The sequence below is a fragment of the Variovorax sp. OK212 genome (genome assembly GCF_900112425.1).
GTDB lineage: Bacteria > Pseudomonadota > Gammaproteobacteria > Burkholderiales > Burkholderiaceae_C > Variovorax.
Map to the genome: position 1 here is coordinate 216,875 of NZ_FOLP01000007.1, position 22,847 is coordinate 239,721.

The window sequence follows — 22,847 nt, forward strand, 5'->3', positions numbered from 1 at the left end:
TGAAGCTGGATGAAGCTGGGATGGGCTGGCCCGGGTTGTCCCGGTCGTCAGCTTCCTGCAAGATCGATCTCCATAATTATGAATTCAGTTTTGGCGATGCCGCCGGAACCGAATACATCACAGGAGACAAGCCCAGATGAGCCGCTACGAAGAGTTCCATCGCCAGTCCGTCGACGCGCCCGAAGCCTTTTGGGCTGAGCAGGCGAAGCTGATCGATTGGCAGACGCCCGCGCAGCAGATCCTCGACGCCGGCAACCCGCCTTTTGCGCGCTGGTTCGTCGGCGGCACGACCAACCTGTGCCACAACGCCGTCGACCGTCACCTGGCGGCGCGAGGCGACCAGCCCGCGCTGATCTTCGTTTCCACCGAGACCGGCGTGGAGAAGAGCTACAGCTTCGCCGAGCTGCATGCCGAGGTGCAGCGCACCGCGGCCAGCCTGCTGGAACTGGGCGTGGGCAAGGGCGACTGCGTGCTCATCTACATGCCGATGATTCCCGAGGCCGCGTTCGCCATGCTGGCCTGCGCGCGCATCGGCGCGATCCATTGCGTGGTGTTCGGCGGCTTCGCCAGCGGCTCGCTGGCCACGCGCATCGAGGACGCCGCGCCGAAGGTGATCGTGAGCGCCGACGCGGGCGCGCGCGCGGGCAAGGTCATCGCGTACAAGCCGCTGCTGGACGAGGCGATCAGGCTGTCGGCGCACAAGCCCTCGGCCGTGCTGCTGACCGACCGAGGTCTTGCTGCTATGAATATGGTAGCGGGACGCGACCATCTGGCGGCCCAGTTGCGCCAGAAACACCTGGGCGCCGAGGTGCCCTGCACCTGGCTGGCCTCGACCGACATCAGCTACACCATCTACACCAGCGGCACCACCGGCAAGCCCAAGGGCGTGCAGCGCGACGTGGGCGGCTATGCGGTGGCGCTGGCGGCCAGCATGAAGCACATCTTCGACGGCCGGCCCGGCGAAACCTACTTCTCGACCAGCGACATCGGCTGGGTGGTGGGCCACAGCTACATCGTCTACGGCCCGTTGATCGCCGGCATGGCGACGATCATGTACGAGGGCCTGCCCACCCAGGGCATCGACCGGCAGCCCGACGGCGGCATCTGGTGGCGGCTGGTGGAGAAGTACAAGGTGACGGTGATGTTCAGCGCGCCCACGGCGGTGCGCGTGCTCAAGAAGCAGGACCCGGCGCTGCTGAAGAAATACGACCTGTCGACCCTGCGCGCGCTGTTCCTGGCCGGCGAGCCGCTGGACGAACCCACGGCCCGATGGATCAGCGAAGGGCTGGGCGTGCCGATCATCGACAACTACTGGCAGACCGAATCGGGCTGGCCGATGATCACCATCGCCAACGGCGTGGAGGCCAAGGCCAGCAAGTTCGGCAGCCCGGGCGTGCCGATGTACGGCTACCGCATCAAGATCCTGCACGAATCGACTGGTGAGGAACTGACCGGCGCGAACGAGAAGGGCGTGGTCGTGGTCGAGGGGCCGACCCCGCCGGGCTTCATGCAGACCGTGTGGAAGGACGACGCGCGCTTCGTGAACACCTACTGGAAGAGCGTGCCCGGCAAGATGGTCTATTCGACCTTCGACTGGGGCATTCGCGATGAAGACGGGTACTTCTACATCCTCGGGCGCACCGACGACGTGATCAACGTGGCGGGCCACCGGCTGGGCACGCGCGAGATCGAGGAGAGCATCTCTGGCCACGCCAACGTGGCCGAGGTGGCAGTGGTCGGCGTGGCCGATGCGCTGAAGGGTCAGGTCGCGATGGCCTTCGTCGTGCCCAAGGACGGCAAGGCCGCGGGCGATGCCGACGTGGCGCTCAAGCTCGAAGGCGAGATCATGAAGCTGGTGGCCGACCAACTCGGCGCGCTGGCGCGGCCGGCCCGCGTGCGCTTTGTAAGTGGCCTGCCCAAGACCCGCAGCGGCAAGCTGCTGCGCCGCGCCATCCAGGCCGTGTGCGAGCAGCGCGACCCGGGCGACCTGACCACCATCGACGACCCGTCGACGCTGGAGCAGATCAAACAGTTACTAAGTCACGGCTGAGATCTCCCCAATGGGGGTTGCACAGGCCCTTCGAACCGTCATATGGTTGACGTGGCACAATGCCAAGGTACTCAGGCCCTTCCCCAGCCACAGTCGCATCCGCCAACCGGTTCAGCCGTGTCGCGGAAGGTTTCTTAACCAGCTAGTGCTTCCTTCAGGGAAGCGAAGGTCAGCGGATCATGAGCGATTCATCGACGCCCTCGGCGTATACCGCCTATCAAGGCAACACGTACCTCTTCGGCGGCAATGCGCCCTATGTCGAAGAGATGTATGAAAACTACCTCTCCAACCCCGGCAGCGTGCCTGACAACTGGCGTTCGTATTTCGACGCCCTGCAGAACGTTCCCGCCGGCGACGGCACGAACACCCGCGACGTTCCCCACCTGCCCGTCATCAATGCCTTCGCCGAACGCGCGAAGCAGGGCACGACCAAGGTCGTGGTGGCCAGCGGCGCCGACTCCGAGCTCGGCCGCAAGCGCACCGCCGTCCAGCAGCTGATTGCCGCCTACCGCAACGTCGGTGCCCGCTGGGCCGACCTCGACCCGCTCAAGCGCGCCGAGCGTCCTTCCATTCCGGAACTCGAACCCTCGTTCTACGGCTTCACCGACGCCGACCTCGAGACGGTGTTCAACACCAGCAACACATTCTTCGGCAAGGACACCATGTCCTTGCGCGACCTGCTCAACGCACTGCGTGAAACGTACTGCGGCACGATGGGTGCCGAGTACATGTACACCACCGACCAGAACCACAAGCGCTGGTGGCAGCAGCGGCTCGAAAGCGCCCGCACCAACCCCAAGCTGAGCGCCGAGCAGAAGAAGCACGTGCTCAACCGCCTCACGGCCGCCGAAGGCCTCGAGCGCTTCCTGCACACCAAGTACGTCGGCCAGAAGCGCTTCTCGCTCGAAGGCGGCGAGAGCTTCATCGTCTCGATGGACGAGCTGATCAACCAGGCCGGCGCCAAGGGCGTGCAGGAAATCGTGATCGGCATGGCCCACCGCGGCCGCCTGAACGTGCTGGTGAACTCGCTGGGCAAGATGCCCGCCGACCTGTTCGCCGAGTTCGACCACACCGCACCCGAAGACCTGCCCAGCGGCGACGTCAAGTACCACCAGGGCTTCAGCTCGGACGTGACCACCCCCGGCGGCCCGGTGCACCTGAGCCTCGCGTTCAACCCCTCGCACCTTGAAATCGTGAACCCCGTGGTCGAAGGCTCGGTGCGCGCGCGCATGGACCGCCGCGGCGACCCGCTGGGCAAGCAGGTGCTGCCCGTGATCGTTCACGGCGACGCCGCCTTCGCAGGCCAGGGCGTCGTGATGGAAACGCTGGCACTGGCCGAGACCCGTGGCTATTCCACCGGCGGCACGGTGCACATCGTCATCAACAACCAGATCGGCTTCACCACCAGCGACCCGCGCGACAGCCGCTCGACGCTGTACTGCTCGGACATCGTCAAGATGATCGAGGCACCGGTGCTGCACGTGAACGGCGACGACCCCGAAGCCGTGGTGCTCGCCACCCAGCTCGCGCTGGACTTCCGCATGGAATTCCAGAAGGACGTGGTCGTGGACATCATCTGCTTCCGCAAGCTGGGCCACAACGAGCAGGACACGCCGTCGCTCACCCAGCCGCTGATGTACAAGAAGATTGCCCAGCACCCCGGTACGCGCAAGCTGTACGCCGACAAGCTGGCCACGCAAGGCCTGGGCGACACGCTCGGCGACGACATGGTCAAGGCGCAGCGCGCCGCCTTCGACGAAGGCAAGAACACCGTCGACCCCGTGCTCACCAACTTCAAGAGCAAGTACGCCGTCGACTGGAGCCCGTACCTCAACAAGAAGTGGACCGACGCCGGCGACACCGCCATTCCGTCCACCGAGTGGAAGCGTCTGGCCGAGAAGATAACCACCGTGCCGCAAGGCTTCACGGTGCACCCGCTCGTGAAGAAGGTGCTGGACGACCGCGCCAACATGGGCCGCGGCGACGTCAACGTCGACTGGGGCATGGGCGAGCACATGGCCTTCGCCTCGCTGGTGGCCAGCGGCTATCCGATCCGCCTGTCGGGCGAAGACTCGGGCCGCGGCACGTTCACGCACCGCCACGCCGTGCTGCACGACCAGAACCGCGAGAAGTTCGACACCGGCACCTACACGCCGCTGCAGAACGTCGCCGAGAACCAGGCTCCGTTCGTCGTGATCGACTCGATCCTGTCGGAAGAAGCCGTGCTCGCGTTCGAATACGGCTACGCCTCGAACGACCCGAACACGCTCGTGATCTGGGAAGCCCAGTTCGGCGACTTCGTGAACGGCGCGCAAGTGGTGATCGACCAGTTCATCGCCTCGGGCGAAGTGAAGTGGGGCCGCGTCAACGGCCTGACCATGATGCTGCCGCACGGCTACGAAGGCCAGGGCCCCGAGCACAGCTCGGCGCGCCTGGAGCGTTTCATGCAGCTGAGCGCGGACACCAACATGCAGGTGGTCCAGCCCACCACGGCCAGCCAGATCTTCCACGTGCTGCGCCGCCAGATGGTGCGCAACCTGCGCAAGCCGCTGATCATCCTCACGCCCAAGTCGCTGCTGCGCAACAAGGACGCGACGTCCCCGCTGGCCGAGTTCACCAAGGGCAGCTTCCAGACGGTGATTCCGGACAGCAAGGGCCTGAAGGCCGAGAAGGTCAAGCGCCTGATCGCCTGCTCGGGCAAGGTCTACTACGACCTGGCCAAGAAGCGCGAGGAGCAGGGTAACGACGACGTGGCGATCATCCGCGTCGAGCAGCTCTATCCGTTCCCGCACAAGGCGTTTGCCGCGGAAATCAAGAAGTACCCGAACCTCGTGGACGTGGTGTGGTGCCAGGACGAGCCGCAGAACCAGGGCGCCTGGTTCTTCGTGCAGCACTACATCCACGAAAACATGCAGGACGGCCAGAAGCTCGGCTACTCCGGCCGCGCCGCTTCGGCATCGCCGGCGGTGGGCTACTCGCACCTGCACCAGGAACAGCAGAAGGCGCTCGTCGATGGCGCGTTTGGCAAGCTCAAGGGCTTCGTGCTGACCAAGTAAAACCTGTCCCTTTCACACGAATACCTCAAGAACAAATCGGAGCTCACTCCAAATGTCTATCGTAGAAGTCAAAGTCCCCCAGCTTTCCGAATCCGTGGCCGAAGCCACCATGCTCACGTGGAAGAAGAAGGCCGGCGAAGCCGTCGCCGTCGATGAAATCCTGATCGAGATCGAGACCGACAAGGTCGTGATGGAAGTGCCCGCGCCTTCGGCTGGCGTGCTGGTCGAAATCGTGCAGCCCGACGGCGCCACCGTGATCGCCGAACAGCTGATCGCCAGGATCGACACCGAAGGCAAGGCTTCGGCCGCCGCGCCCGCCACCGCCGCTGCTGCCCCGGCAGCTGCCGCGCCTGCTCCGGCCGCCGCTGCCGCCGCCACCGGCGGTTCGAAGGCCGACGTGGCCATGCCCGCCGCCGCCAAGCTGCTGGCCGACAACAACCTGAAGACCGGCGACGTGGCCGGTACCGGCAAGGACGGCCGCGTCACCAAGGGCGACGTGCTCGGCGCCGTGGCCTCGGGTGCCAAGCCCGCTGCCGCTGCCACCGTGGCCGCACCGGCTGCCAAGCCCGCGCTGCCGCAGGTGAGCGCACCGGCCGGCGCGCCCGACCTGGGCGAGCGTCCGGAACAGCGCGTGCCGATGAGCCGCCTGCGCGCGCGCATCGCCGAGCGCCTGCTGCAATCGCAGTCGACCAACGCCATCCTGACGACGTTCAACGAAGTCAACATGGCGCCGGTCATGGACCTGCGCAAGCGCTTCCAGGACAGCTTCACCAAGGAACACGGCGTGAAGCTCGGCTTCATGTCCTTCTTCGTGAAGGCCGCCGTGCACGCGCTGAAGAAGTACCCGGTGATCAACGCCTCGGTCGACGGCAACGACATCCTGTACCACGGCTACTTCGACATCGGTATCGCTGTCGGTTCGCCGCGTGGCCTGGTGGTGCCGATCCTGCGCAACGCCGACCAGATGAGCTTTGCCGACATCGAGAAGAAGATCGCCGAGTTCGGCAAGAAGGCGCAAGACGGCAAGCTGGGCATCGAAGACATGACCGGCGGCACGTTCTCCATCTCGAACGGCGGCACCTTCGGCTCGATGCTCTCGACCCCGATCATCAACCCGCCCCAGTCGGCCATTCTTGGCGTGCACGCCACGAAGGACCGCGCGGTGGTGGAAAACGGCCAGATCGTGATCCGCCCGATGAACTACCTCGCCATGAGCTACGACCACCGCATCATCGACGGCCGCGAAGCCGTGCTGGGCCTGGTCGCCATGAAGGAAGCGCTGGAAGATCCGTCGCGCCTGCTGTTCGACATCTGACCCACCCCCGTTGCTTGCTCACTTCGTACAGCCGCCTGCCCCTTTGAGACCACTTGAGCCGTCTTGAGGGGGCGCACCCGGCGGCCCGGCAAAGCCGGTTGCCCGGGTGCTCGCCGACGGGCCTTGCCTCGAACGCCCTCGACCGACAGGGTCCGGCTGTACGAAACCTTAGAAAGAATCCATGTCCAAACAATTCGACGTGATCGTCATCGGCGGCGGCCCCGGCGGCTACATTGCCGCCATCCGCGCCGCTCAACTCGGCTTCAACGTGGCCTGCATCGACGAGTGGAAGAACGCCAAGGGCGGTCCCGCACTCGGCGGCACCTGCACCAACGTCGGCTGCATCCCCTCGAAGGCACTGCTGCAATCGTCGGAGCACTTCGACCACGCCGGCCACGGCTTTGCGGACCACGGCATCAACGTGTCGGGCCTGTCGCTCGACATCGGCAAGATGCTGGCCCGCAAGGACCAGGTCGTGAAGCAGAACAACGACGGCATCACCTACCTGTTCAAGAAGAACAAGATTTCGTCGTTCCACGGCCGTGGCTCGTTCGTGAAGGCCGCTGAAGGCGGCTACGAGATCAAGGTGGCTGGCGCCGCCGAGGAAACCATCGTCGGCAAGCACATCATCGTGGCCACGGGCTCCAACGCCCGCGCGCTGCCCGGTGCGGCCTTCGACGAGGAAAACATCCTCTCCAACGACGGCGCGCTGCGCATGGGCGCCGTGCCGAAGAAGCTGGCGCTGATCGGCTCGGGCGTCATCGGCCTCGAAATGGGTTCGGTGTGGCGCCGCCTCGGCTCGGAAGTCACGGTGCTGGAAGCACTGCCGACCTTCCTGGGCGCGGTGGACGAGCAGATCGCCAAGGAAGCCAAGAAGGCTTTCGACAAGCAAGGCCTGAAGATCGAACTCGGCGTGAAGGTCGGCGAGATCAAGTCGGGCAAGAAGGGCGTGTCGATCGCCTGGACCAACGCCAAGGGCGAAGCGCAGACGCTGGACGTGGACAAGCTGATCGTGTCGATCGGCCGCGTGCCCAACACCATCGGCCTGAACCCCGAAGCCGTGGGCCTCGCGCTGGACGAGCGCGGTGCGATCAACGTCGACGGCGAGTGCAAGACCAACCTGCCCAACGTGTGGGCGATCGGTGACGTGGTGCGCGGCCCGATGCTGGCGCACAAGGCCGAGGAAGAGGGCGTTGCCGTGGCCGAGCGCATTGCCGGCCAGCACGGTCACGTCAACTTCAACACGGTTCCGTGGGTGATCTACACGCACCCCGAAATCGCGTGGGTCGGCCAGACCGAACAGCAGCTCAAGGCCGAAGGCCGCGCCTACAAGGCCGGCACCTTCCCGTTCCTGGCGAACGGCCGCGCGCGCGCGCTGGGCGACACGACCGGCATGGTCAAGTTCCTGGCCGACGCCACGACCGACGAGATCCTGGGCGTGCACATGGTGGGCCCGCAGGTCAGCGAGCTGATCTCCGAAGCCGTGGTGGCGATGGAGTTCAAGGCCAGCGCCGAGGACATCGCCCGGATCTGCCACGCGCACCCGTCGCTGTCGGAAGCCACGAAGGAAGCGGCACTTGCCGTGGACAAGCGCACGCTGAACTTCTGAGCTCCCGTTTCTCTTGACCAGCGTCAAACAGGCCTATGAGGCGGAACTCGCTGCGCGCGGGTTCCATGCCGATCCCGCGCAGCTGCACGCCGTGGAGGCGCTGGATCGCTGCGCCAACGAATGGGCCGCGTACAAGGCCCAGCGTTCGAATGCGCTGAAGAAGTTCATCAACCGGCCGGAGCTTCCGCGCGGCGTCTACATGTACGGTGGCGTCGGGCGGGGCAAGAGCTTCCTGATGGACCTCTTCTTCAACGCCGTGCCGCTGCGGCGCAAGACGCGCCTGCACTTCCACGAGTTCATGCGCGAGGTGCACCGCGAACTGCGCGAACTGCAGGGCACGGTCAATCCGCTCGACGAGCTCGGCCTGCGCATTTCCAAGCGCTACAAGCTGATCTGCTTCGACGAGTTCCACGTGGCGGACATCACCGACGCGATGATTCTTCATCGGCTGCTGGTGTCGCTGTTCGAGAACGGCGTGGGTTTCGTCACCACCTCGAACTTCAAGCCCGACGATCTTTACCCGGGTGGGCTGCACCGCGACCGCATCCTGCCCGCCATCGCGCTTCTGAACGAGAAGCTCGAGGTACTGAGCGTGGACAACGGCACCGACTACCGGCGCCGCACGCTCGAGCAACTGCGCATGTACCTCACGCCGAACGACGCGTCGGCCGAGAAGGAAATGCGCAAGGCCTTCGACAAGCTGGCCGAGACGGCCGACGAAAGCCCCATTCTTCACATCGAGCAGCGCGAGATCCGCGCGCTGCGCAAGGCCGGCGGCGTGGTCTGGTTCGACTTCAAGACGCTGTGCGGCGGCCCTCGCTCGCAGAACGACTACCTGGAGATCGCCAGCCAGTACCACACGGTGCTGCTGTCCGACGTGCCGCACATGCCGGTGCGCATGGCCTCCGAAGCACGCCGTTTCACCTGGCTGGTGGACGTCTTGTACGACCGGCGCTGCAAGCTCATCATGTCGGCCGAGGTTCCGCCCGAGGCGTTGTACACCGAGGGGCCGCTGTCGCACGAGTTTCCGCGCACGGTCTCCCGGCTCACTGAAATGCAGTCGAGCGAGTTTCTTGCCCTGGAACGCCGCATCGTCGACACCCGACTCACATGAAAAAATTCGCTCTTGCCCTGCTCATGACGCTGGCCAGCCTGCCGTTGTGGGCGCAGTCCAACGCCGCGACGGGCAATGCCGATCTCGAGGGGGAGAAGCGCAGGCTCTCCACCGAGCGCGAGACCATCGAGAAGCGTTTCGTCGAAGAGCGGGCCGCCTGCTACAAGAAGTTCGCGGTGGAAGACTGCCTGCGCGAAAGCCGCAGCCGCCGCCGCAAGGAAACCGACAACATCAAGCGGCAGGAAACCGCGATCAACGACATCCAGCGCCAGCGCAGCGGCGCGGCGGAACTGCAGAAGCTCGACCAGAAGGCCGGCACGCAACGCTCGGTCGACGTGCCCGAAAAGCAGGAGCAATCGGCGCAGAACCAGAAGGAACGCGAACAGCGCGCCGCCGACCATGCCACCAGCCGTGCAGCCACCGCGGCCGAAGGGGCCGAGCGCGAGCGCCAGTTCCAATCCAAGCAGCAGACCCATGCCACCGAGCAGGCCAAGGCGGCGCAACGCCAGGCCGATGCGCCGGCGGTCGCCAATCGCTTCGAGGAAAAACAGCGGCGCGCCGAGGAGCACAGGGCCAGCCGCGAGCGCCAGAACGCGAACCGCGACAAGCCGCGTGGGGCGCCCCTGCCGCCACCCCCGCCGGCATCGGCGGCATCCGCACCCGCCCGCTGATCGCGCTGACCGGGTGACGCCGAACGGGTGAGGGCGGTGGGCTTTCGCCGTTCAGGCGGGGGCGGGGATCGCGTCCAGTTTCAGGATGGCAATCGAGAGGTTGTCGCCGGTGCCGCGGGCCCGGCGCCGCGCTTCACCCACCAGGATTTCGGCCGCGTCGCGCGGCGGCTGCGAATACAGCACGCTGGCCATCTCTTCCGGGCTGAAGTAGTGCCACAGGCCGTCGCTGCAGGCCATCAGCAGGTCGCCGGCCTGCAGTTTCGGGATGTAGTACGGGTCGACGGGCGGCGGCGTGGTCGCCATGCCCAGGCAGCCGAGCAGGATGTTGCCCTGCGGATGGATGTTGGCCTCGGCCTCGGTGATCTCGCCGCGGTCGATCAGCACCTGCACGTACGAATGGTCGCGCGTGCGCATGACGAGCTGCCCGTCGTGGAAGTGGTAGATGCGCGAGTCACCCGCGTGGATCCAGGCGCAGTCGCCCTTCGGGGTCATCAGGAAGGCCGCCAGCGTGCTGTGCGGCTCCTGCTCGCTGGAGACGGCGGTGAGCTTGATGACCGTGTGCGAGTCTTCCAGGATCTGCCGGAGCACGGCCTGCGGGTCGTCGCGGCCAGGCTGGTAGCGGGTGAAGAGCTGGCGCGCCGTCATCAGCACCTGGTCGGACGCCTTGCGCCCGCCGCTGCGGCCGCCCATGCCGTCGGCCACGAGGCCGAGCACGCAGCCAGGCACGCGCGGGTGGCTCATCATGAGCACCTGGTCCTGTTGGTAGGGGCGGTCTCCCTTGTGGAGTCCGGTGGCCGCTGCAAGTCGAAAGCCTTGAGTCATGAGGCATGGGCGCCTGAAGCGCGTGTTTCTGTCTTCTCGGGGATTCGTGTCAGGACGTATTATCGAATGAACAAGCGCCGCGAAAACACAGCGTGCGCACCCCACCGTTGGACTCCAATCTTCACTCCCTCTCCCGCCAGCTGATCGAGCTGCGCATCGAGCATGCCGACCTCGACGCCACCATCGACCGGCTGTCCGAAGGCTCGCCGCAAGACGAGCTGCTGCTGCGGCGCCTGAAAAAGCGCCGCCTCGCGCTGCGCGATCAGATCACGCGCCTCGAAAACGACCTCGACCCGAAAGAACCGGCCTGATGGGCGCGCTCGAAGACAAGGTGCGCGACGCTTTCGCGCAAGACGGTGTGCTGTCGCGCGCCGCCGAACAATTCCGTGAACGCTCGGGCCAGACCGAAATGGCCATCGCCGTGGCCCGCACCATCGACCAGGGCGGTGTGCTCGTGGTCGAGGCGGGCACCGGGGTGGGCAAGACCTTCTCGTACCTCGTGCCGGCCCTGCTGAGCGGCGAACGCGTGCTGCTGTCGACCGCCACCAAGACCTTGCAGGACCAGCTGTTCGGCCGTGACCTGCCGCGGCTGGTGGAGGCCTTCGGCCTGCCGGTGCGCACGGCCCTCCTCAAGGGGCGCGGCAGCTACCTGTGCCTGCACCGGCTCGACATGGCGCGCCACGACGCCTCGCTGCCCGAGCGCGGCAGCCTGCGCACGCTGGCCAAGATCGAGCAGTGGTCGAAGGCCACGCGCACCGGCGACCTGGCCGAGCTGCCGGGGCTGGACGAACGCTCGCCGCTGATTCCGCTGATCACCTCCACGCGCGAGAACTGCCTGGGCGCGCAGTGCCCGCAATTCAAGTCGTGCCACGTCAACCTGGCGCGGCGAGAAGCGCTGGCGGCCGACATCGTCGTCATCAACCACCACCTGTTCTTTGCCGACCTCGCGGTGCGCGAGACCGGCATGGCGGAACTGCTGCCGACCGTGAGCGTGGTCGTCTTCGACGAAGCGCACCAGCTCAACGAGACCGGCGTGCAGTTCCTGGGCGCGCAACTCGGCAGCGGCCAGGCGCTCGATTTCGCGCGCGACATGCTCGGCGCGGGCCTGCAGCACGCGCGCGGGCTGGTCGACTGGCAGCAACTGGTGGGCGGCGTCGAACGCGCCGCGCGCGAGCTGCGCCTGGTGGTCGGCAAGCAATGGCCCGGGGCCAAGCTGCGCTGGCTCGGCGCATCGCCGGAAGGTGTCGATGCCGACGCCTGGCAGCGCGCGCTCGACGACCTGCAGCATTCGTTCGAGCTGGCGGCCGAAGGGATTGCCACCGTCAGCGAGATCTCGCCCGACTTCGTGCGCCTGCACGAGCGGGCGCGGCAGCTCGCAAAACGCGCCGCGCGTTTCGCCTTGCCCTGCGAGGTCGATTCGGTGCGCTGGGTCGACGTGGGTTCGCAGCTGCGGCTGATCGAATCGCCGCTGGACATTGCCGATGCCATGCGCAAGCGCGTGCTCAAGATCGTCGAGGCTGGGGCCGATGACGGCGATGGCATGGACGACGACCTTGACGCCTATGGCGAGCGGCAGGAACAGGGCCTGGACCAGGGCCAGGGCCGTTCAGCAGGCCAGGAAGTGCCATCGCACGAAAACGGCGGGCGCGCCTGGGTCTTCACCTCCGCCACGCTGGGCGACGAGCCCACGCTGCGCTGGTTCACCGAGCCCTGCGGCCTGCACGACGCGGAAGTGCTGCGCGTGCAGAGTCCGTTCGACTACGCCTCGCAGGCCGCGCTCTATGTGCCGCGCGCTTTTCCGAAGCCCAACGATCCCTCGCACAGTCAAAAGGTCGCCCAACTGGCGGCACGCGGCGCCACCGAGCTTGGCGGACGCACGCTGGTGCTGACCACCACGCTGCGCGCGTTGCGCACCATCGGCGACACCATGAAGCAGCACTTCGAGCTGCTCGATGCCGCATCGAGGCCCGAGGTGCTGGTGCAGGGCGAGCTGCCCAAGCGCGTGCTGATGGACCGCTTCCGCGAGGGTGCGAGCGCCGGGCGCGCGGGCTGCGTGCTCGTGGCGTCGGCATCGTTCTGGGAGGGGTTCGACGCGCCGGGCGACGCGCTGCAGCTGGTGGTGATCGACAAGCTGCCGTTCCCGCCGCCGAACGATCCGCTGGTCGAGGCACGCTCGCAGCGGCTCGAATCGCAAGGCAGGAGTTCGTTTGCCGACTACTCGCTGCCGGAGGCGGCGGTTGCGCTCAAGCAGGGGGCGGGGCGTTTGATTCGCCGGGAAACCGACAGCGGCGTACTCGCCATCTGCGACACGCGCCTGGTCGCCATGGGCTATGGCCGCCGGTTGCTGGCGGCGCTGCCGCCGATGCGGCGGCTCGAGAGCGAAGCGGACTTCGACGCCGCGCTGGACGCGCTCAGGAACTGAGCGGCGCGCGCCGAGCGCGCCGCGCGGGTTCTGGACTTACCAGAGCTTCCACCAAGGGTCGTCCTTGCCCTTGAAGCCGTTGGCGAGGTAGGTGCTCTGCGGGTAGTTCGTGGTCAGCACGCGTTGCGTGTCGTCGCGCAGGTCCTTCATGCCGAGCGCGTCGTACGACTTGACCATGATGAACAGCGCTTCTTCGAGTGCGGGCACTTCGCGGTAGTCGGACAGTGCGACCTGCGCGCGGTTGATGGCGGCCAGGTAGGCGCCGCGCGAGTAGTAGTAGCGAGCCACGTGAACTTCGTACTGCGCGAGCGAGTTCACGATGTAGTTCATGCGCTGGCGCGCGTCGGGGGCGTAGCGCGAATCGGGGAAGCGCGTCACGAGTTCCTTGAAGGACTCGAACGATTCCTTGGCGGCCTTCTGGTCGCGCTCGGACAGGTCCTGGCGCGTCATGAAGGCGAACATGCCGAGGTCGTCGTTGAAGTTGATCACGCCCTTCAGGTAGAGCGCATAGTCGAGCGCGGGGCTTGCCGGGTGCAACTTCAGGAAGCGGTCGATGGTGGAAATGGCGCTGGCCTTTTCACCCGACTTGTACTGGGCATAGGCCTTTTCGAGCTGGGCCTGCTGGGCGAGCGGCGTGCCGGCGGCACGGCCTTCGAGCTTCTCGTAGAGCGGCACGGCCTTGTCGTAGGCGCCCGAGCCGGCTTCGTCCTTGGCTTCCGCGTAGATGCGGTTGGGGCTCCAGTTCGCGGTCTTGTCGACGGAGGTCGACGAGCAGCCAGCTGCTAGCAGAGCCGCCGCGCTGAGCGCGATCCAGGTGGGGACCGATAATTTGGCGCGAAACATCACATACGGCTTTCGTGAAACAGTTACCCTCAATTATATCGACCGGCCCTTCGGGCCCGATCCCCGAAGGCCCCGAGTCCGCCGAGGCGGCCGAACTCGAGGAGGGCGCCGACCCCATCGAGCCCAGCGAACTGCGCCCCTTCACCATTGACGCGGCGCAGCATGGCCAGCGGCTGGACCGCGCGCTCGCCGCGCTGGTGCCCGAATTTTCCCGCAGCTACCTGCAGCAGCTGATCGAGGCCGGAGCGGTCGAGCTCCAGGGCCGCACGCTCAAGAAGGTCTCCGCCGCGGTGAAAGCTGGGCAGGCCGGCCGCATCGAATTGCGCCCCACGCCCCAGAGCCAGGCCTTCCGGCCCGAGGCGATGGACATCGTCACCGTGCATGAGGACGAGCACCTGCGCATCATCGACAAGCCCGCGGGGCTGGTCGTGCATCCCGCGCCGGGGCACTGGAGCGGCACGTTGCTCAACGGCCTGCTGGCGCTGGACCCGAAGGCCGTGCTGCTGCCGCGCGCCGGCATCGTGCACCGGCTCGACCGCGACACCAGCGGGCTGATGGTGGTGGCGCGCACCCGGGCGGCCATGGATGCGATGGTGGCGCTCATCGCCGCGCGCGAGGTCAAGCGGCAGTACCTGGCGATCGGCCACAAGCCCTGGGAGGGCGCCGCCGCACGGCAGGTCGACGCGCCCATCGGCCGCGATCCGCGCAACCGGCTGCGCATGGCCGTGGTCGATCTGGAGCGCCATGCGGGCAAGACGGCACGCACCCTGATCGAGCGGCTCGACAGCCATTCCGAGGGCTGCGCCGTGCGCTGCACGCTCGAAACGGGCCGCACCCACCAGATCCGCGTGCACATGGCGTCGATCGGCCATCCGCTGGTTGGCGACGCGCTGTATGGCGGCGCCCCGGCCGTCGGCCTGTCACGCCAGGCGCTGCATGCCTTCAGGCTGGCTTTCGTGCACCCCGTCACGCAAGCGCCGACGGAGTTCCGCTCGGCGCCGCCGGCCGACCTGGCCCAGGCTTTGCAGACCTGGGGGCTGGATTACAATCGCGCCTGACGGCCCGAGAGCCGCGCTGGTCACCCAAGACCGGCCTTGCGTTGCATTTGCCGCGTGCCTGCAACGCCTACTCCTTTCATCCTTCTGAACAAGCGCCCCCGAGGCGCCTTTTCCCGGATAACGCGAACCATGAATACGGCGGATGCCAAGCGCATTCTCGAAACCGCCTTGATCTGTTCGAGCCAGCCGCTGCCGGTGCGCGACATGCGCGTGCTGTTCGACGACGAACTGGGTGTGGACACCATCAAGGTGCTGTTGCTTGAATTGCAGGAAGACTGGGCGCAGCGCGGCCTGGAGCTTGTGAGCGTCGGCAGCGGCTGGCGCTTTCAGAGCCGGCCCGAGATGCGCGACCACCTCGATCGCCTGCACCCCGAGAAGCCGCCGCGCTACACGCGCGCCGCGCTCGAGACGCTGGCCATCATTGCGTACCGCCAGCCGGCGACGCGCGGCGACATGGAAGACATCCGCGGCGTCACGATCAACTCGATGATCCTGAAGCAGCTCGAGGACCGCGGCTGGGTCGAGGTCATCGGGCACCGCGAAACGGTGGGCCGGCCGGCGCTGTTCGCGACCACGCGCCAGTTCCTGGACGACCTGGGCCTGGCCTCGCTCGACCAGTTGCCGCTGATCGAGACGCCCGCGCAGCAGGCGGCCCTGGTCGATGCGCTGGAGCGGGCCTCGGGCGAGCAGCAGGGGCTGCCGATGGACGCCGCACCGCAAGCCGATGCGGTCTCCATCGAAGGCGATGCGGACGCCACGGGGCAGGACGCTTCGGACCCGGGCGCGCTGCTGGGTGAAGAGGCCGCCGTCGCCGAGGTCCTGCCGGAACCCGCCCAGGCCGCTGAAGCAGCGGAAGTGGCTGAAGCAGCGGAAGTGGCTGAACCGGCCGAAGCAGCTGAAGCGGCCGAGGCCGTCGAAGCCGCGCAAGCGCAATTTGCCGAGGATGCCGCCGCCGAAGACGACGTGCCGCAAGCCTCGCCCACCGTTGACATTGAAGGCGCCGCCGAACCCGCCGCCGAGCCGGAACCCGATTCCGCGCAGGCCCCGGCCCCGGCGCCAGAACCCGATGCCCCGTCCCCGGACGAGGCCGACCCTCACGCTCCTTCCTCCGGAAAAACCTCATGAGCACAACCGACACCGAAGACGCGGCAATGCTGCCTGCCGAGCCCGAAGTCAAAAAGAAGAAAAGGGCGACCACGCCCAAGAAGGCTGCGGGTGCTGCTACTGAATCGGTAGCGCCGGAGGCCGCGGAGCCAGCGCCGGAAGTCGTTGCGCCCGTCGAGGCCGAAGCGCCGAAGAAGCCGCGTGCGCCACGCAAGAAGAAGGTGGTGGTCGATGAGGCCGCTGCAACTGCCGAAGCGCCCGAAGCACCAGCGGTGGCGGATGCCCCTGAAGCTGCAGAACCCGTGGTGGCCGCGGCCGCTGCTGTCGAGGTGCAAGCGCCCGTCGCCGAGGCTCCCGCGCAAGAGCCGGCACCCGCGCCGGTGGCTCCGCAAGCCCGCCAGGAGCCGCGCGCCGAGCAAGCCGGTCGCGACGACGAGGACGACGAAGAGGACGAAGAAGACGAAGAAGAGCCCGACGAGGAAGAGGACGACCTCGACCGTGCCCGCCGCGCCGCCGAGCGCGAGCAGCGCAATGCGCTGCCGCCCGAGCCGATCCGCTTCGCCGACGTCATCTCCGGCCAGTTCGACGCCGACGAGGAAAGCCCCGAGGTCCCGCCGCTCAAGCGCGTGCTGCTGCCCGAGGCCGATTCGCCCAAGCTGCACAAGGTGCTGGCGCAGGCCGGCCTCGGCTCGCGGCTCGAAATGGAGCAGCTGATCCTCCAGGGCCGCATCTCCGTCAACAACGAGCCGGCCCACATCGGCCAGCGCATCCAGTTCGGCGATCAGGTCAAGATCAACGGCAAGCCGATCCGCTTCCGTATCGCGCCCCCGCCGCCGCGCGTCATCGCGTACCACAAGCCGGTGGGCGAAGTCGTCACGCACGACGACCCGCAGAACCGGCCGACGGTGTTCCGCAAGCTGCCGCGCCTGCAACAGGGCAAGTGGCAGTCGGTCGGTCGCCTCGACCTGAACACCGAAGGCCTGCTGCTGTTCAGCAGCTCGGGCGACCTGGCCAACCAGCTCATGCACCCGCGCTTCGGCCTGGAGCGTGAGTACGCGGTGCGCGTGCTGGGCGCGCTCACCAGCGAGGAAAAGCAGAAGCTGCTCGACGGCGTGCGCCTGGACGACGGCATGGCGCAGTTCGGCGCCATCGAAGACGGTGGCGGCGAAGGCTCCAACTGCTGGTACCGCGTGACCATTTCCGAAGGCCGCAACCGCGAGGTGCGCCGCCTGTTCGAGTCGGTGGGCCATGCGGTCAGCCGGCTGATCCGCATCCGCTACGGCGCGATGGTGCTGCCGCGCGGCCTGAAGCGCGGCGCCTGGATGGAGCTCGACGAGCGCGACATCCGCGCGCTGTTCCAGGCGTCGGGCGGTGCCGCGGCGCGTCCAGCCCCGCAGCAGCGCGGTCCAGGACAGGACGGTGGTGGCAGCAACGGCCGCAACGGACGCAACAAGAAGCGCCGCGGCAACCGCAACGCCGGCGGCGGCCAGGCGCCGCGCGAGATGCGCGACGACGGCGGGCGCGAGGCGCCGATCCCGAATCCGCTGGGCGACGGTCGTCCGCCGCGCGGCGATCGGGGCGGGCGCGCCAATCGCGGTGGCGGCAACGGCGGTCCGCCGCAAGGGCAGGGCCGCCGCGGCAACGCCGGCAACAGCGGTGGTGGTGGTGGCGGTGGTGGCGGCAATCGCCAAGGGCAGGGCGGTGGCAATCGCCAGGGCGAAGACCGCCAGCCCACCGGCGCCAACCAGCCCGATCCGATGAAGACCTCGCTGGGCTACATCGGCGCCGACAGCTTTTCGCGTCAGCGCAAGGAACAGCGCGGAGGCCCGGGTGGGCGCCGCGGTGGCGGCGGTGGGGGCGGCTACGGTGGTCCGGCCGGGCAGGGTGGCGGACGGCGCCGCGGGCGCTGAAAGCCTGCCGCCACAGCGCGGCCTTTCGCGGGGTTTTCACCAATCCGCAAGGCCGCGCCGGTTAAAATCAGAGGCTTTGTCGACATGCGACGCAACAAGAGTGTTGCGGTTGTGACAAAACACTTCAAAATCAAGCTCCAGGAAGCACTCAATGGCTATCGAACGTACCCTCTCCATCATCAAGCCCGACGCAGTTGCCAAGAATGTGATCGGCAAGATCGTTTCCCGTTTTGAAGCCGCCGGCCTCAAGGTCGTGGCCGCCAAGCTGGTGCACCTGTCGCGCAACGAAGCCGAACAGTTCTACGCCGTGCACAAGGAACGTCCCTTCTTCAAGGACCTGGTCGAGTTCATGATCTCGGGCCCGGTGTTCGTGCAGGCGCTCGAAGGCGACAACGCCATCGCCAAGAACCGTGACCTGATGGGCGCGACCGATCCCAAGAAGGCAGCCGCCGGCACCATCCGCGCCGACTTCGCCGACAGCATCGACGCCAACGCCGTTCACGGTTCGGACGCTCCCGAAACCGCAGCGAACGAAATCGCTTTCTTCTTCGCCGGCCTCAACGTCTACGCACGCTGAAGCCGCATCTCGACCGATTCCATGACCACGGCCAATCTGCTCGAATTCGATCTCGAGGGGTTGGCTGCGTTCTGCGAAAAACTCGGCGAGAAGAAATTCCGCGCCACGCAGCTGTTCCGCTGGATCCACCAGCGTGGCGCCAGCGACTTCACCCAGATGACCGATCTGGCGAAGTCGCTTCGCGAGAAGCTCGCGACCACCGCGCGCGTGGAGGCCTTGCCGGTCCTCACGCAGCACGAATCCAAGGACGGCACGATCAAGTGGCTGTTCGACGTCGGTGACGGCAATGCCGTCGAAGCCGTATTCATTCCCGAGGACGACCGCGGCACGTTGTGCGTGTCGTCCCAAGCCGGCTGTGCGGTCGGTTGCCGCTTCTGCTCCACGGGGCACCAGGGCTTCAGCCGCAACCTCAGCACGGGCGAAATCGTCGCCCAGCTGTGGTTTGCCGAACACTTCCTTCGCAAGCACCTCAAGCGCAGCGAGCGCGTCATCTCCAACGTGGTGATGATGGGCATGGGCGAGCCGCTGCAGAACTACTCGGCGCTCGTGCCCGCGCTGCGCACCATGCTCGACGACAACGCCTACGGGCTGTCGCGCCGCCGCGTGACGGTGTCGACCTCTGGCGTGGTGCCCATGATCGACCGCCTGGGCACCGATTGCGCCGTCGCCATGGCCGTCTCGCTGCATGCGCCCAACGACGCGCTGCGCGACGACCTGGTGCCGCTCAATCGCAAGTACCCTATTGCCGAGCTGCTCGAGGCCTGCAAGCGCTACCTGGTGCATGCGCCGCGCGACTTCATCACCTTCGAGTACTGCATGCTCGACGGCGTCAACGACCAGCCCGAACACGCCCGCCAGCTCATCGAGCTGGTGCGCAAGCACGACGTGTCGTGCAAGTTCAACCTGATTCCGTTCAATCCGTTTCCGGCGTCGGGCCTGCTGCGCTCGCCGCAACCGCGCGTGCTGGCGTTCGCCAAGACGCTGAGCGAAGCCGGACTCGTGACCACCGTGCGCAAGACGCGCGGCGACGACATCGATGCCGCCTGCGGCCAGCTCGCCGGCGACGTCAAGGACCGCACCCGTGCGGCCGAACGCATGGCCCAGCGCCGCGCCACGGAGCGCCCCATCGTTTTGCATCCCGTTCGCAAGACCACCCCCCAGGAGCACTGAAACAATGAGCATGGCCTTTCCGATGACGACCGTGAATGCGCAGCGGCTGCTTGCCGTGGGCCTTGCCGGTGTCGCCGTGGCGTTACTGCTCTCGGGCTGCGTGAATACGCGGACCACCACCACCAGCCTTGCCGACAACAGCTCGAGCAAGGGCAACGAGATCGTGACCGAGTCCGACGAGAGTTCCCGCCAGCGCCGTGCGCGCCTGCGCATGGAGCTCGCTTCGGGCTACTTCGAGCAGGGCCAGACGACCGTGGCGCTCGACGAGATCAAGCAGGCGCTGGTCGCCGACCCGAACAACGCCGACGCCTACAACCTGCGCGGCCTGGTCTACATGCGGCTGGACGACGCCGGCATGGCCGAAGACAGCTTCCGCCGTGCCATCGCCATCAGTCCGCGCGACGCGAATGCACGCCACAACTACGGCTGGCTGCTGTGCCAGCAGAACCGTTTCGGCGACGCGGCCGCGCAGTTCAACGAAGCGCTTGCCGTGCCCAGCTACGCCGACCGCGCCAAGACGCTGATGACGCAGGGCGTGTGCGAGCTCAAGGCCGGCCAGCGGGTGCAGGCCGAGCGCAGCCTTATGCAGGCCTACGAGATCGACGCCGGCAATCCGGTGGTCGGCTTCAACCTGGCTTCGGTGCTGGCGCAGCGCGAAGAGTGGACGCGCGCGCAGTTCTACATTCGCCGGGTCAACAACAGCGCCGCGGCCAGTTCGGAAACGCTCTGGCTCGGCATCAGGGTCGAACGAAAGCTCAACAACCGCGAGGCCGCAGCGCAGTTGGGAGGCCAACTGCAACGACGTTTCCCCCAATCGCGGGAGGCATCAGCGTACGAGCGCGGGAATTTCAATGATTGATCGGGTTTCGGAGTTCGGCACTTCCGTGGCACAGCCGCTGGCGGAAGGCGACAACACGCACAAGACGGCCGGCGACCTGCTTCGCGAGGCACGCGAGGCCCATGGCCTGCACATCGAAATGGTGGCGGCCGCGCTGAAGGTGCCGCCGCAAAAACTGTTGGCGCTCGAGGCGGACGACATCGCGTCGCTGCCCGACCCGGTCTTTGCACGCGCGCTGGCCAGCAGCGTGTGCCGCGCGTTGCGCATCGACCCGGCGCCGGTGCTGGCGAAGCTGCCCACCACGCAGCGGGTGTCGTTGGCCGAAGCCGACCGCACGCTCAAGACCAACATCTCGTCGGGCACGCCGCGCTGGAGCAGCAACAGCAGCCGTTCGAGCGGCCTGCCGTCGCGCGCGCTGCTCACCGTCGTGCTGCTGCTGCTGATCGGCGCGGGCGCTTTGTTCTGGCTGCCTCAGTCGGTGTTCGACCAGATCGGCGCCACCGTGGCGCGTCTGACGGCGCACAGCGGCTCCGACAACACCAATTCGACCGGCGAAGCGCCGGCGGGCGGCTCCGCTGCGCCGAGCGCTCCCGGCACCGTTGCGGAAAGCGTTCCCGCGCAGATCGTGGCGCCGGGCGGGCCCGTGGGAGCCGTGGGCGCTGCGAGTGCCGCTGCGCCCGCAACTGCACCCGGGACCGTCGGCGCGGGCGCTGCCGCGGCGCCGCTGGCCGCAGCTTCTGCACCCGCGGCAGCCGCCGCGAACAGCGGCCAGCAACTCGTCTTCGTGGCACGCGAGGAATGCTGGGTCACCGTGAGCGAAGCCGGCGGCAAGCAACTGCTTCGCCGCAGCCTCAAGGCCGGCGAGACGCTCGGCCTGTCGGGCACGTTGCCGCTCTCGGTCGTGATCGGTCGCGCGTCGAGCGTCGATGTGCAGGTTCGCGGCCAGCCGTTCGACCTGAAGCCCGTCACCAAGGGCGGTGGCGTGGCGCGTTTCGAGGTGAAGTGATGACCAACGAGAGCCTTCCCGTGCCCATCGAATCGGCCGCGCCCAAGGCGCGCCGCTCGCGCCAGGCCAACGTGGTCTGGGGCCCGCGCGTGGTCACGGTGGGTGGCGACGCGCCGGTGCGCGTGCAGTCCATGACCAACACCGACACGGTCGATGCCATCGGCACCGCCATCCAGGTGAAGGAACTGGCCATTGCCGGCTCGGAAATGGTCCGCATCACGGTCAACACGCCGGAGGCCGCCGCGCAGGTGCCGTACATCCGCGAGCAGCTCGACCGCATGGGCATAGACGTGCCGCTGGTCGGCGACTTCCACTACAACGGCCACCGCCTGCTCACCGATTTTCCGGCCTGCGCCGAGGCGCTGAGCAAGTACCGCATCAACCCCGGCAACGTGGGCAAGGGCGACAAGAAGGACAAGCAGTTCGGCCAGATGATCGAGGCGGCCATGCGCTGGAACAAGCCGGTGCGCATCGGCGTGAACTGGGGCAGCCTCGACCAGGAGCTGCTCGCCAGCCTGATGGACGTCAACAGCGGGCGCGCCCAGCCGTGGGACGCCAAGCAGGTGATGTACGAGGCGCTCATCACCTCGGCCATCGAGTCCGCCAAACTGGCCGAGTCGATGGGCATGGACGGCAACCAGATCATCCTGTCGTGCAAGGTGAGCGGCGTGCAGGACCTGATCTCGGTCTACCGCGAACTGGCCCGCCGCTGCGACTACGCGCTGCACCTGGGCCTGACCGAAGCCGGCATGGCCACCAAGGGCACGGTGGCGTCGGCCACGGCGCTGTCGATCCTGCTGCAGGAGGGCATCGGCGACACCATTCGCGTGTCGCTTACGCCGCAGCCGGGCGAGTCGCGCACGCAGGAGGTGGTCATCGCCTCAGAGATCCTGCAGGCGCTGGGCCTGCGCGTGTTCGTGCCGAGCGTCACCGCCTGCCCGGGCTGCGGCCGCACCACCAGCACCACCTTCCAGGAACTGGCCAAGCAGATCGACGACTACCTGCGCATGCAGATGCCGGTCTGGCGCAAGAAATACCCCGGCGTCGAGACGATGAAGGTGGCCGTCATGGGCTGCATCGTCAACGGCCCCGGCGAGAGCAAGCATGCCGACATCGGCATCAGCCTGCCCGGCACCGGCGAATCGCCTGCCGCGCCGGTCTTCATCGACGGCGAAAAGGCCCTCACGCTGCGCGGCGACAATATCGCCAACGAGTTCCACCAGCTCGTCGAAACCTACATCGAAAAGCGCTTCGGCGGCGAACACGCTGTCGCGGCCTGACA

At 67.2% G+C, this 22,847-nt stretch carries 18 protein-coding genes; 16 read left to right on the forward strand and 2 right to left on the reverse strand.

Going from position 1 to position 22,847, the window contains the following annotated elements:
* The first annotated feature begins 112 nt into the window (after nucleotides 1-112).
* The 6 genes from BM004_RS21890 (at nucleotide 113) to BM004_RS21915 (ending at nucleotide 9,815) form a co-directional block, all read left to right on the forward strand.
* The gene (locus BM004_RS21890; RefSeq protein ID WP_256219990.1) at nucleotides 113-2,050 is read left to right on the forward strand and encodes a propionate--CoA ligase; all 1,938 of its coding nucleotides are present in this window, start codon (nucleotides 113-115) and stop codon (nucleotides 2,048-2,050) included.
* A 179-nt stretch (nucleotides 2,051-2,229) separates the two neighbouring features.
* Nucleotides 2,230-5,106, forward strand: coding sequence for a 2-oxoglutarate dehydrogenase E1 component (locus BM004_RS21895; protein WP_093216678.1), 2,877 nt, complete (start codon nucleotides 2,230-2,232; stop codon nucleotides 5,104-5,106).
* Nucleotides 5,107-5,158: 52 nt separating this feature from the next.
* Complete coding sequence (odhB, locus tag BM004_RS21900; protein WP_093216681.1) at nucleotides 5,159-6,421, forward strand: 2-oxoglutarate dehydrogenase complex dihydrolipoyllysine-residue succinyltransferase; 1,263 nt, start codon at nucleotides 5,159-5,161, stop codon at nucleotides 6,419-6,421.
* Between the two features lie 181 nt (nucleotides 6,422-6,602).
* Nucleotides 6,603-8,030 carry a dihydrolipoyl dehydrogenase gene (lpdA, locus tag BM004_RS21905; RefSeq protein WP_093216683.1) on the forward strand — a complete coding sequence of 476 codons (1,428 nt, stop codon included), beginning with the start codon at nucleotides 6,603-6,605 and terminating at the stop codon, nucleotides 8,028-8,030.
* Nucleotides 8,031-8,043: 13 nt separating this feature from the next.
* Nucleotides 8,044-9,144, forward strand: a complete 1,101-nt coding sequence (gene zapE / locus BM004_RS21910; protein ID WP_093123103.1) for a cell division protein ZapE — start codon at nucleotides 8,044-8,046, stop codon at nucleotides 9,142-9,144.
* A complete protein-coding gene (locus BM004_RS21915) occupies nucleotides 9,141-9,815 on the forward strand; it encodes a hypothetical protein (protein WP_093123100.1) in 675 nt (224 codons plus the stop codon). The genes zapE and BM004_RS21915 overlap by 4 nt, the downstream gene beginning before the upstream one ends.
* 51 nt (nucleotides 9,816-9,866) lie before the next feature.
* On the opposite strand, the gene BM004_RS21920 is transcribed toward BM004_RS21915, so the two are convergent.
* Nucleotides 9,867-10,637 (reverse strand): PP2C family protein-serine/threonine phosphatase, encoded by a 771-nt coding sequence (locus BM004_RS21920; RefSeq protein ID WP_093123098.1) that lies wholly within the window; start codon nucleotides 10,635-10,637, stop codon nucleotides 9,867-9,869.
* Between the two features lie 107 nt (nucleotides 10,638-10,744).
* Between BM004_RS21920 and BM004_RS21925 the strand changes: the two genes are divergently transcribed.
* Nucleotides 10,745-10,948 (forward strand): YdcH family protein, encoded by a 204-nt coding sequence (locus BM004_RS21925; RefSeq protein ID WP_093123096.1) that lies wholly within the window; start codon nucleotides 10,745-10,747, stop codon nucleotides 10,946-10,948.
* Entirely contained in the window at nucleotides 10,945-13,059 is a 2,115-nt protein-coding gene (locus BM004_RS21930; protein WP_093123093.1) for an ATP-dependent DNA helicase, read from the forward strand. The genes BM004_RS21925 and BM004_RS21930 overlap by 4 nt, the downstream gene beginning before the upstream one ends.
* A 36-nt stretch (nucleotides 13,060-13,095) precedes the next feature.
* Here BM004_RS21930 and BM004_RS21935 read toward each other — a convergent pair whose 3' ends face one another.
* Nucleotides 13,096-13,902: an outer membrane protein assembly factor BamD gene (locus BM004_RS21935; protein ID WP_093123090.1), complete on the reverse strand. Its 807-nt coding sequence runs from the start codon at nucleotides 13,900-13,902 to the stop codon at nucleotides 13,096-13,098.
* Nucleotides 13,903-13,937: 35 nt separating this feature from the next.
* Here BM004_RS21935 and BM004_RS21940 point away from each other — a divergent pair, with 35 nt between their 5' ends.
* The 8 genes from BM004_RS21940 to ispG all read left to right on the forward strand — a co-directional run bounded on the left by BM004_RS21940 (nucleotide 13,938) and on the right by ispG (nucleotide 22,845).
* Nucleotides 13,938-14,960 (forward strand): RluA family pseudouridine synthase, encoded by a 1,023-nt coding sequence (locus BM004_RS21940; RefSeq protein ID WP_371270255.1) that lies wholly within the window; start codon nucleotides 13,938-13,940, stop codon nucleotides 14,958-14,960.
* Nucleotides 14,961-15,089: 129 nt separating this feature from the next.
* The gene (gene scpB / locus BM004_RS21945; protein ID WP_093216686.1) at nucleotides 15,090-16,085 is read left to right on the forward strand and encodes an SMC-Scp complex subunit ScpB; all 996 of its coding nucleotides are present in this window, start codon (nucleotides 15,090-15,092) and stop codon (nucleotides 16,083-16,085) included.
* Nucleotides 16,082-17,974, forward strand: coding sequence for a pseudouridine synthase (locus BM004_RS21950; RefSeq protein ID WP_093216688.1), 1,893 nt, complete (start codon nucleotides 16,082-16,084; stop codon nucleotides 17,972-17,974). The genes scpB and BM004_RS21950 overlap by 4 nt, the downstream gene beginning before the upstream one ends.
* Before the next feature lie 151 nt (nucleotides 17,975-18,125).
* The gene (gene ndk / locus BM004_RS21955; RefSeq protein WP_056521682.1) at nucleotides 18,126-18,551 is read left to right on the forward strand and encodes a nucleoside-diphosphate kinase; all 426 of its coding nucleotides are present in this window, start codon (nucleotides 18,126-18,128) and stop codon (nucleotides 18,549-18,551) included.
* A gap of 21 nt (nucleotides 18,552-18,572) precedes the next feature.
* Nucleotides 18,573-19,721, forward strand: coding sequence for a dual-specificity RNA methyltransferase RlmN (gene rlmN, locus BM004_RS21960; RefSeq protein ID WP_093216691.1), 1,149 nt, complete (start codon nucleotides 18,573-18,575; stop codon nucleotides 19,719-19,721).
* 4 nt (nucleotides 19,722-19,725) lie between these two features.
* On the forward strand, nucleotides 19,726-20,580 hold the full coding sequence (gene pilW, locus BM004_RS21965) for a type IV pilus biogenesis/stability protein PilW (protein ID WP_093123076.1): 855 nt from the start codon (nucleotides 19,726-19,728) through the stop codon (nucleotides 20,578-20,580).
* Nucleotides 20,573-21,565 (forward strand): helix-turn-helix domain-containing protein, encoded by a 993-nt coding sequence (locus tag BM004_RS21970; protein WP_093216693.1) that lies wholly within the window; start codon nucleotides 20,573-20,575, stop codon nucleotides 21,563-21,565. The genes pilW and BM004_RS21970 overlap by 8 nt, the downstream gene beginning before the upstream one ends.
* Nucleotides 21,565-22,845: a flavodoxin-dependent (E)-4-hydroxy-3-methylbut-2-enyl-diphosphate synthase gene (gene ispG / locus BM004_RS21975; protein ID WP_093123070.1), complete on the forward strand. Its 1,281-nt coding sequence runs from the start codon at nucleotides 21,565-21,567 to the stop codon at nucleotides 22,843-22,845. Before BM004_RS21970 ends, ispG begins: the two co-directional genes overlap by 1 nt.
* Nucleotides 22,846-22,847: the final 2 nt, after the last annotated feature.